Here is a 9,802-nt window from a genome sequence, read left to right as displayed (position 1 = left end):
TTCATAACACGCATCCAGGTCTTCTAGCTTGSTTGACATGAACCGATKKTAACGGTTGGTAGCGAGTCGACGAGCGCGCCTAAAAAGATAGAGAGCACCACAATGGTGTATATATCGAGATAGAGGCCCGGAATGGTGTCGCCGTTAAATAAAAACACCCCGATGATAGGCAGAAAAGGTAAGGCGGCGTAATGGCCGGGCGCGTGAGTTTCTATCTCAGAGACGTCCACGCGCTCCATGGGTGTATTGTCTTTCTTATCCAGGTATTTATTCCAAAAGTACGCCGCGGCGGCCATCACAATGATCGCACAAATAGACACCGGCAATACGGTTTCAACCGCAAACACATGGAGAGGCAATCCGGATTTTTCCGCCGCAATCACCACATCGCCCGAGGTGGGGGAAAGTATAATCGCTGCAGGAGACGCGCATACTGCAGTCGCGGCAGGACGAGAAATCCCCATTGCGGTCATCATCGGGAATAAGGTAGCCATTAATAGCACACCTAAGCCAGTGGCAGAGCTAACCGCCAGTGACATTAAACAGGCCACAATGTAGGCTGCAACCAACAACACATAGGGCGACTTGATCACCGATAACGGCTTAGAGAACTGCTTCACCACCACGTTGTTAGCACCAATATGCGACATATAGGCCGCAAAACCGCACAACAGCATAATTTGCATCCCGAGGCCGCCACCACGGTATTGCAGCATGTATTTCACGTATTCAAGCGAGTCGGTAAAGAGGTTGCCGGTTGACGTTAATTTAGCTGGCAACACACTGTGCCCCAATAACCCGGTGATGATCAGTAATATAATCCCTGCAGTCAGCAAGGTGCTTGCAGGGCGATAACCCTTGACAATGAAGTAACCCACGGCCACGGTCACCACTAGCCCAATGAGAAGTTCTAGCATAATTCACTCCGCCAGATGGTAAAGATAAAAGAATTGGATGGAATTTACTCAGCTCACTGTACTAAAACCCTGTCTGTAGCACGACAAAAACCAAGCCCGAGCTTGATTTAAAACAAATAAAAAGCCGCCTATCAGTAAAAGGCGGCTTAGTGATCACAATTTGTAACGATTAAATCATTGCTTAGCGCTCAGATCAAAGCGGTCAGCGTTCATCACCTTCACCCACGCCGCCACGAAATCGTGGACAAACTTGGTTTGGTTATCATCTTGCGCATAGAACTCAGCATAAGCACGTAAAATTGAATTAGAGCCGAACACCAAGTCGACGCGGCTCGCGGTCCATTTCACTGCCCCTGAATCACGCTCAATGATCTCATAGCGATTACGCCCAACCGGTTTCCACTGATAGGCCATGTCCGTCAGGTTGACGAAAAAGTCATGGCTAAGTTGGCCAACACGATCTGTTAATACCCCTTCTGGCGCGCACCATAGTTAGTACCAAGCACCCGCATACCACCAATGAGTGCGGTCATTTCAGGCGCGGTGAGCCCCATCAGCTGGGCGCGGTCAAGCAAGAGCTCTTCGGCTGAACGTTGTAGTCTTTTTTCAGCCAATTTCGGAACCCATCTGCAACCGGCTCTAACACCTCGAACGAATATACATCGGTTTGTTCAAGCGTGGCATCACCACGGCCAGGTGCAAAGGGAACGTCGACGTGGACGCCAGCCGCTTTTGCCGCTTCTTCGATACCTTGATTGCCCGCCAGCACGATGGTGTCGGCGAGACTAATCTGGTGTTTCTGGGCAATATTACTCAGCACGTTGATGACTCTAGCGAGGCGGTCCGGTTCGTTACCCTGCCAATCTTTTTGTTGCGTTAACCGGATACGAGCACCGTTTGCCCCACCGCGCTTATCAGATTGACGATAGGTACGTGCACTATCCCAAGCCGTGGCGACTTTCTCAGCCAGCGTCAGATCACTGCTAGCAATATCTGCTTTCACCGCTGCAACGTCATAATCGGTACGACCTGCGGGGACAGGATCTTGCCAAATCAAGTCCTCATTCGGGATATCTGGGCCAATATAACGCGATTTGGGCCCCATATCGCGATGCGTCAGTTTAAACCAAGCTTTGGCGAAGACCTCTGCCAAATAGTCGGGTTCTTGATAAAAACGTTCAGAAATTTTGCGATACGTTGGATCCATTTTGAGCGCCATGTCCGCATCCGTCATAATCGGGTTACGACGAATCGAGGGTCTTCAACATCAACCGGCTTGTCTTCTTCTTTGATGTCGATAGGCTCCCACTGCCAGGCTCCGGCTGGGCTTTTCTTCAATTCCCACTCGTAGTTAAACAGTAAATAAAAGTAGCCGTTATCCCACTCTGTGGGGTTGGTGGTCCAGGCACCTTCAATGCCACTGGTGACCGTATCACGTCCAATTCCGCGCGCGTGGTGGTTGTTCCACCCCAAACCTTGCTCTTCAACATCCGCTGCTTCAGGTTCCGGCCCTAATACACTCGCATCGCCATTGCCGTGGCATTTACCGACGGTATGTCCACCTGCCGTAAGCGCAACCGTTTCTTCATCGTTCATGGCCATGCGCTCAAACGTGACACGCATATCATGGGCAGTTTTAAGCGGATCAGGGTTGCCATCCACCCTTCTGGGTTAACATAAATCAGCCCCATCATCACCGCGGCCAGTGGGTTTTCCAGATCGCGCTCGCCAGAGTAACGACTGTTATCGGCATCACTTGGGGCCAGCCACTCTTTTTCTGCCCCCCAATAAGTATCCTTCTCTGGATGCCAAATATCTTCACGCCCAAACGCAAACCCATAGGTTTTTAGCCCCATCGATTCATACGCCAGCGTACCTGCAAGCAAAATCAGATCCGCCCAGCTAATCTTGTTGCCGTATTTTTTCTTAACTGGCCACAACAAACGACGGGCTTTATCAAGGTTGGCGTTATCGGGCCAAGAGTTCAGAGGTGCAAAGCGTTGGTTACCTGTCGCACCGCCACCACGACCATCCGCGATGCGATAACTCCCCGCCGAGTGCCACGCCATGCGGATCATCAAGCCGCCGTAATGTCCCCAGTCAGCAGGCCACCATGACTGACTCTCAGTTAACAGTGCTTTGACGTCTTTTTTTAAGGATTCGATATCGAGCGTTTTGAGTTCGGCGTGATAATCAAAGTGCTCGTCAAAGGGGGAGGATTTACTGTCGTGTTGATGAAGAATGTCGAGGTTAAGGCGTTCGGCCACCAGGTTTTGTTTCGCCATGGCTTCCGAGGTTGCGCCACCATGCATCACGGGGCATTGGCCCGCTGACGTTGAGCGTTGCTGAGACATTGCTTTCTCCTTATGTTTTATCCATCAGTGCGAATGCGAAAAGAACTGACCATGACGCACCGACGCTATCATTAGTCATTGCTAACTAAACATGATTAACGTTAATAGACAATTACACAAAGCGCTAATCTGTTATGCCAATACTGTTAATAGCCAACAACTTATAAATAGAGAGCACATTTTAGTTCATCGTCACCACGCCCATTCGCGGTTTTGTAGCACCACACGATAACCGTCCAGATCTTCAAACGTGCGCCCGTCTTTATCCCAGTAACTGTTGTAACTCGGAACCTGTTTAAACCCGGCCGCTTCAATTTGTGCACACGCAGCCTGCCATGCTGATTGATCAGGCAAGTAAAACACCAACAGGTTTTCTTGTGAGGGGGCTAGACCCACGTGCGTGCCACGGTGATGGGTAAACTCAAGATGATAGTTGTGATGCGGATGACCAATAATGGCGCCGTCGAAATCATTGTGGCCAGAGAAGGTTCCGAGTAACTCAAAACCTAATCCCTCACAGTACATATTAGTAATATCCGCTAAGTTATCAGTCGGCCGCGCAACCCGCATCACGGTGTCTTTATCAATCATTGTACTGACTCCTTTATTTCATCCAAGTCCTCAACCGAGGTACGCCCCACCTGCATCCTTGTGTCTTCTCCGTGTGTTATGCAATCACTACCTGCCCTAACACGTACCCTAGCGCGCATGCGCTCACCACGCCAATGACGCCAACCGCCATAAATGAATGGTTGAAATACCATTTACCGATTTTGGTGGTGCCAGATGCATCGAAATTCACCGTGGCAATATCAGAAGGATAGTTGGGGATAAAGAAGTACCCATACACCGCCGGCATAATGCCGATAAGCAGCGCAGGATCCAGCCCTAACCCAAGACCCACCGGCAACATCATCCGTGCGGTCGCGGCTTGCGAATTAACAACTACAGATACAATAAACAAGGCCAGTGCAAAAGACCACGGATACTGGGTGACCATCTCCACAATTCCAGATTTAAACTGCGGCATCGCGTATTGGAAGTAAGTGTCTGACATCCAAGCGATCCCGAAGATAGCAATGGCTGCCACCATGCCGGATTTAAACACCACGCCATTGGGCACATTACGCGGATCCGTTTTGGTCGCCAGTAGGATGATCCCGCCAAAGCAGAGCATCATCATTTGGATCACCACCGACATGCTGATGGCCTTACTCGCCCCTGCCACCGTGCGAATTTCTGGCCACATAGCGATAATAACAATGGTGACGATGGCACTAATAAACAGCAATACCGCATTGCGGGCCGAGCGGGGTAATACCTCATCAAGTGACGTCGCGGTGGTATTTTCGATTCGGTCTCGCCATTTCGGGTCTTGTAAGCGCGCTTGGTAATCCGGATCGTCATCCAGCTCTTTGCCACGGCGCAAGCTATACAGTGACATCAGCAAGGTACCGAATAAGGTGGCGGGGACAGTCACCAACAAAATCGAGACTAATGTAATGTCATGTTGAATATCGGCAAGCTGTGCAAGGTAATACACCACCGCGGCAGAGATCGGCGAGGCCGTAATCGCGATTTGTGAGGCAACAGACGCCGCAGCCATGGGTCGTTCCGGACGAATGCCATTTTTCAGCGCGACATCACCGATAATCGGCATAATGGAATACACCGCGTGACCGGTACCAAGCATAAAGGTCATGGCATAGGTGACAAATGGCGCAATCAGAGTGACGCGTTTTGGATTTTTACGCAATAATCGCTCGGCCACTTGCAGCATATACTTAAGGCCACCTGCCGCCTCCAAAATAGAGGCACAGGTCACCACCGCAAGAATGATCAACATCACGGTCACCGGCGGTGACGTTGGCGGCATCTGGAAGATAAACACCTCGATGACCAAGCCGATCCCCGAGACTACGCCCAACCCGATGCCCCCGTACCGCGAGCCGATATACAGCATTAGCAGTAAGAACAAGAACTCTAAATACAACATACCCTCACCTCTCTACCCGCCTACGCAGGCTGTTTTTGTTATGCGTTTAGCCTAGAACTTGTGTCATGCCTGCCAAGTGGTGCCAATAGCCATTGCAATCGTGGTTGAGCGGTTGCGGCCGATTGCCTGCTTGGTTAGCACAGAATTTGTCTACCCATTGCAAGGTGTCAAGCGAGAGTGGACTTAACCGCACCACGTCCACCAGCCCTTGCATCGACGGTAAATCGTTAACGAGATTGGCACACTGCCAGATTGGGTTTGAATGCCGTTCAGTACAAATACCGCTTGGCCCTCTTGTGATTCCGTTAACCGTCCATTGGGGTATTTAAGACAGCACAGTTCACAGTCATCTTTGGCGCGGTTTTCTGAGCGCGCGGTAAAACAGCGTGCCGAGTAAGCCAACGGTAGGTAGCCATAGCCAGTCACCTCCACCTCAAACCGGTCGCGAATGCCCAGTTCATCGCAGCCGTTTAGCATATTCACCAACCAGTCACGCGAGAGCTCCACCGGCATCACCCAGCGCGTCATACCCAGGTCAACAAATTGCTTCAACGTTTGTGGGTTATAGCAATTGATGGCCGCGCCCACCACAAAGGGCTGGCGGCGTTCACTTAAAAACTGCACCGCGCTCACGTCATTGGCTTCAATGCGAATATCATCATTGTCACAGTAGCGTTTCAGCATGGTCAGTTCAGAGGGCGCTTCAATCAGCGCCATGGTCGAGAGCACCACTTGTTTACCCGATTGCACCAGCTCACGAGCAAGCCCAATCCAACTCTTGGTTTCAACTCTCGCCGCTTGGCACAGACGGTTTCACCGAGATAAATCACATCGGCTTGGCTGTCTGCCGCTGCTTGATAAAAGGCTTCAACCTCAGCCTTGGGCCAGTAATACAGGATGGGCCCGAGAGAAAATTGCATCATGATTCCTTATTGCCACTGGCGATGGTAAGCACCCAAACTGGTTTGCACCCCTTCAGAAAGACTATCGAGCGAGTGCGCCCAATCCGGTGCAATATCAAACGCATCGGGGTTTGCGAGACAGCGATCAATCGCTTGACGCCATACGCGTGCAACTTGCTCCACAGTACGCGGGGCTGCGCTGACGGCCTTCGATTTTGACGGATTTGATCCCAGCGCGATAAAGCTCAGGCAACACGCTTAAGGTGTTCAAACTGGTGGGCTCTTCCAGTGCGTGATAGCGATTGCCGTCGACACAGAAACGGCCTTTGCATAGGGTGGGATATCCCGCTTTTTCATCGGCTTGGTAACGGTCAATCAATACCCCGTTTAAACGCGACTCCAACCCTTGCTCGGTCTCTTGCCAGCGCACGAATGCCGCCGGTGAGCAGGCACCCACGGTATTGGGAGATTGCCCAGTAAGGTAGGAAGATAAATAGCAGCGCCCTTCGGCCATAATGCACAGGCTGCCAAAGGCAAACACCTCTAAATCGACATCGGTATTGCGCGCCAGTTGTTTCACCTGATGAATCGACAGCACCCGCGGTAATACCACCCGTTTAACGCCATATTGCTGCTGATAGAAACGGATCGCCCCAGCGTTGGTGGCTGACGCTTGCACGGACAGGTGTAAATCCAAATTGGGATAGGTGCTGGCGGCGTAGTCTAAACAGGCCATGTCGGCAAGGATCAGCGCATCAGCGCCATTACCGGCGGCGCTATCAATCGCATATTGCCAGCGGCGCCAACCATCGGGATGGGCAAAGGTGTTGATAGCAACGTGCAAGTCTTTGCCGTGATCATGCACATACTGACTGGCGCGCTGCAATTTGCTATCGGTGAAGTTCAGCCCAGCAAAATGGCGCGCATTGGTATCATCTTTTAAGCCGACATACACCGCATCGGCGCCATGTTCGATCGCTTTTTTAACCGCCGGAATATTGCCCGCCGGACAAAGGAGCTCCATAACATTGCATTCCATTTTATGATTGTCCGGCTAAGATAAGGGCGTTGCTAATGTGGGGGGTTGATGTGTGTCAAGCTTGTCCAAGAAGTATGTAAGGTACTGTCCTACTTTGTCGAATAGGTCATTCATGGTTGATAGGTTACGGCTCCCTTACTTTAAGAACTCGCTCATCAACCTGATAAATGATAGTGAATTTGTGAGCCCTTAAAAATTAACATAATATTTACATCGCTTTCATTCAAGTGGGATATTAATTCCAAAAAACCCTTTGCCTTTATTTCTGGCCAACCAAAGTTGATATATTCGGCGGGTAAATAGCCAGGCTAGGAGTAAAACATGGCCCATACCGCATACATAAAGATGATTGGAGAAACGCAAGGCTGTATCTCCCAAGGTTGCAATACCGATGACTCTATCGGGCGAAAAGCGCAGATTTCGCACACTGACGAAGCAACAGTTTTGGCTTGCAACTACTCGCTAGAAAAAGAAGCGGACCAAGTCAGAAAGACTCTCAGTGCTCTAACCATCACAAAGCCAATCGACAAGGCTTCTCCTCTGCTTGGACTTGCTTTTTCAAAGCAAGAGAAGATTCAGTGTGAGATAAAGTTTTACAGGACCAATGATAAGGGCCATAACGAAAATCACTATACAATTGAGTTAGTTGATGCCGTCATCGCACACCTGTCGTTTAACCAGCCTCACGTCCTTATGTCCGGCGACGAAGATATGTCCGAAGATATTTCTCTCCGATATAAAGATATCGTATGGAAGCACAATATCACTGGTACGCAAGGCTACGAACGATGGGAGTAAGAGCTAAGCCCTCGTCGTACGACATTGCCGTTGTAAGAAAAGCTGGCAAAGGCCTGACAATGCAAGCTACGAGCCTCGCTAATCGTCACATTAGAAGCGGGGTTTTGAAGAATCAATTCGTCAGAGATATTGATCGGTTTGAACAGTGCTTGGTTAATGACGTTGAGCGGGGCAAGAAAACCAAAGAGCAAGCTCTTACCGAAATGAAAAGAGAGCAGTCCAGCTTAATGGAACAGTCTTCGTTAATTGCCTCTAAAGGAATCGGTGTTATCGCTGGCGCCATGCAAGTAGCAGCAGGTGGGGCAATATGCATTTACTCTGCCGCATCACTATGCTCGATCGGCGCATTGTTGGTGGCTCATGGGGCTAACAACATGTATGAAAACGGTAAATACTTTGTCGATGGCGAAGAAGACGCAACCGGCTTGGTTCGCGAAGCTTATCAAGGTGCCGCCGAATTTGCAGGATATCCTAAAAGCTATGGAAACATGGCCTACTACGGTGTCGATTTGGCCTTGTCCGGCGTATTGGGTTTCGCGAAACTACAACTGTTAAAAACGCAGCTGAGACTTATCAGATAGTATCCAAGACCAACTTAAAGCCGATGCCATGGACAAAAAGTCCAAAAGCCAAACAGCTCAAACTATTTAGATACAGCGCAGAAGACTACCTAAGAGGTTATCAAGCCTCAAGCCGACTATCTCTGGGGGGCAGAGTCCGTAAGTGATAGTTTTACAACATATTCATTGTATAAAGAGGTACGAAAATGATCGCTCTTATATTGTTTTTTGTTATCTCTTTTGCCTTAATCTATTCCCTTTGGCGCCTAAATCGCATACCGTCGAATGGCACCCTCCTTTTTTTAAAATTTATATTTTTTTTATTCTTAGGCACTCAGTTCTGGGCAATATTCCAACATGGCACACAGACGGCTGGCGTGGCAGCTAGGATCCCTTTTTTTGAGGCATTTATTGTTCGTACAATGAACTTACCAAACCCTACAATCCAGTGGGCATCTCTGTTTTTTTTCATCTTAACACTGGTGTTTTGCCTACCAAAGCGAGTTATCAAATAGATAATGTAAACAATAGTACACCTCATTGACAAATAAACGCTTTGATGGCAAAACACACGTCTACTAACATTTAATAGAGCAGATTAAAAAGAGGGAAAACCATTAGTTCTACACTATTCATAATAATAACTGTATTAATAGCCTATCACTTCAGAAAATGGCCCAAGAAAAGATCAAAAAGATCGTTATACATCTTTAAATATGTCGTTTTGTTTGTTGTTGGCGGGCAATACTACTCAATTTTTTCATACAGCATGCCGGTAAAGGGGGGGGGAGTAGATGGTAAAATTTTTTTCTTTGAAGATTTTTTATTAAAAAACTTAGACTTACCCAACAATGTTCAATTCTTTGCTTTGGCTTTCGTTATTTACCTAGCATTTTTCTGCCATCCTAAACAAGAGCAATAAACAATTCACATATGTATGTTTTCACATGAAACCAAACGTTGTTGTTTTTTAGTGTCAGATAAAATATTTAAGCTATTCCGATATAGCTCTGAGGGTTATTTTAGAGGCAGGGCGCTGAGAGATCCCCTCATAAATCCGCCAATGCATAGCCCTCTTTTAAGAGCTGCTGGGCTAGAACCACAGCCGCAGCTAAGAGGTGTTGAGTTATAATTTCGTAGTCTGGTCGCCTGAGGACTTCCATACCTAACCGGACGGTAGACAGGACATTTCGATTTCTGACTGTATTCGCTTGAAAGTGCCTGTCCCATCCTTGC

Annotated in this window: 4 protein-coding genes and 5 pseudogenes; 2 read left to right on the top strand and 7 right to left on the bottom strand. The window is 48.8% G+C overall.

Annotated elements, in window-relative coordinates:
* From dcuC to ubiU, 6 genes and pseudogenes are all read right to left on the bottom strand, one after another.
* A pseudogene (dcuC, locus tag DZ54_RS22740) lies at nucleotides 1–917 on the bottom strand (C4-dicarboxylate transporter DcuC); the annotation flags it as partial.
* 174 nt (nucleotides 918–1,091) lie between these two features.
* Nucleotides 1,092–3,271 (bottom strand): annotated as a pseudogene (gene katG / locus DZ54_RS26945) (catalase/peroxidase HPI).
* A 192-nt stretch (nucleotides 3,272–3,463) separates the two neighbouring features.
* Nucleotides 3,464–3,862: a VOC family protein gene (locus DZ54_RS0116285; protein ID WP_025675243.1), complete on the bottom strand. Its 399-nt coding sequence runs from the start codon at nucleotides 3,860–3,862 to the stop codon at nucleotides 3,464–3,466.
* A 76-nt stretch (nucleotides 3,863–3,938) separates the two neighbouring features.
* On the bottom strand, nucleotides 3,939–5,267 hold the full coding sequence (locus tag DZ54_RS0116280) for an anaerobic C4-dicarboxylate transporter (RefSeq protein WP_025675242.1): 1,329 nt from the start codon (nucleotides 5,265–5,267) through the stop codon (nucleotides 3,939–3,941).
* A gap of 46 nt (nucleotides 5,268–5,313) precedes the next feature.
* Nucleotides 5,314–6,187 (bottom strand): annotated as a pseudogene (locus DZ54_RS22730) (U32 family peptidase).
* Between the two features lie 9 nt (nucleotides 6,188–6,196).
* Nucleotides 6,197–7,193 (bottom strand): annotated as a pseudogene (gene ubiU, locus DZ54_RS22725) (ubiquinone anaerobic biosynthesis protein UbiU).
* Nucleotides 7,194–7,529: 336 nt separating this feature from the next.
* Between ubiU and tssD the strand changes: the two are divergent.
* Both tssD and DZ54_RS0116260 read left to right on the top strand, forming a co-directional pair.
* Nucleotides 7,530–8,006: a type VI secretion system tube protein TssD gene (gene tssD / locus DZ54_RS22720; protein WP_037354980.1), complete on the top strand. Its 477-nt coding sequence runs from the start codon at nucleotides 7,530–7,532 to the stop codon at nucleotides 8,004–8,006.
* The gene (locus DZ54_RS0116260) at nucleotides 7,958–8,587 is read left to right on the top strand and encodes a DUF4225 domain-containing protein (protein ID WP_240474059.1); all 630 of its coding nucleotides are present in this window, start codon (nucleotides 7,958–7,960) and stop codon (nucleotides 8,585–8,587) included. The genes tssD and DZ54_RS0116260 overlap by 49 nt, the downstream gene beginning before the upstream one ends.
* A gap of 1,028 nt (nucleotides 8,588–9,615) precedes the next feature.
* Here DZ54_RS0116260 and DZ54_RS0116245 read toward each other — a convergent pair.
* Nucleotides 9,616–9,802: pseudogene (locus tag DZ54_RS0116245) on the bottom strand (IS4 family transposase); the annotation flags it as partial.

The sequence above is a fragment of the Salinivibrio socompensis S35 genome (genome assembly GCF_000513715.1).
Taxonomy (GTDB): Bacteria; Pseudomonadota; Gammaproteobacteria; order Enterobacterales; family Vibrionaceae; genus Salinivibrio; species Salinivibrio socompensis.
Note: the sequence above shows the minus strand (reverse complement) of the source record. Positions and strands in the feature narration are given on the sequence as shown.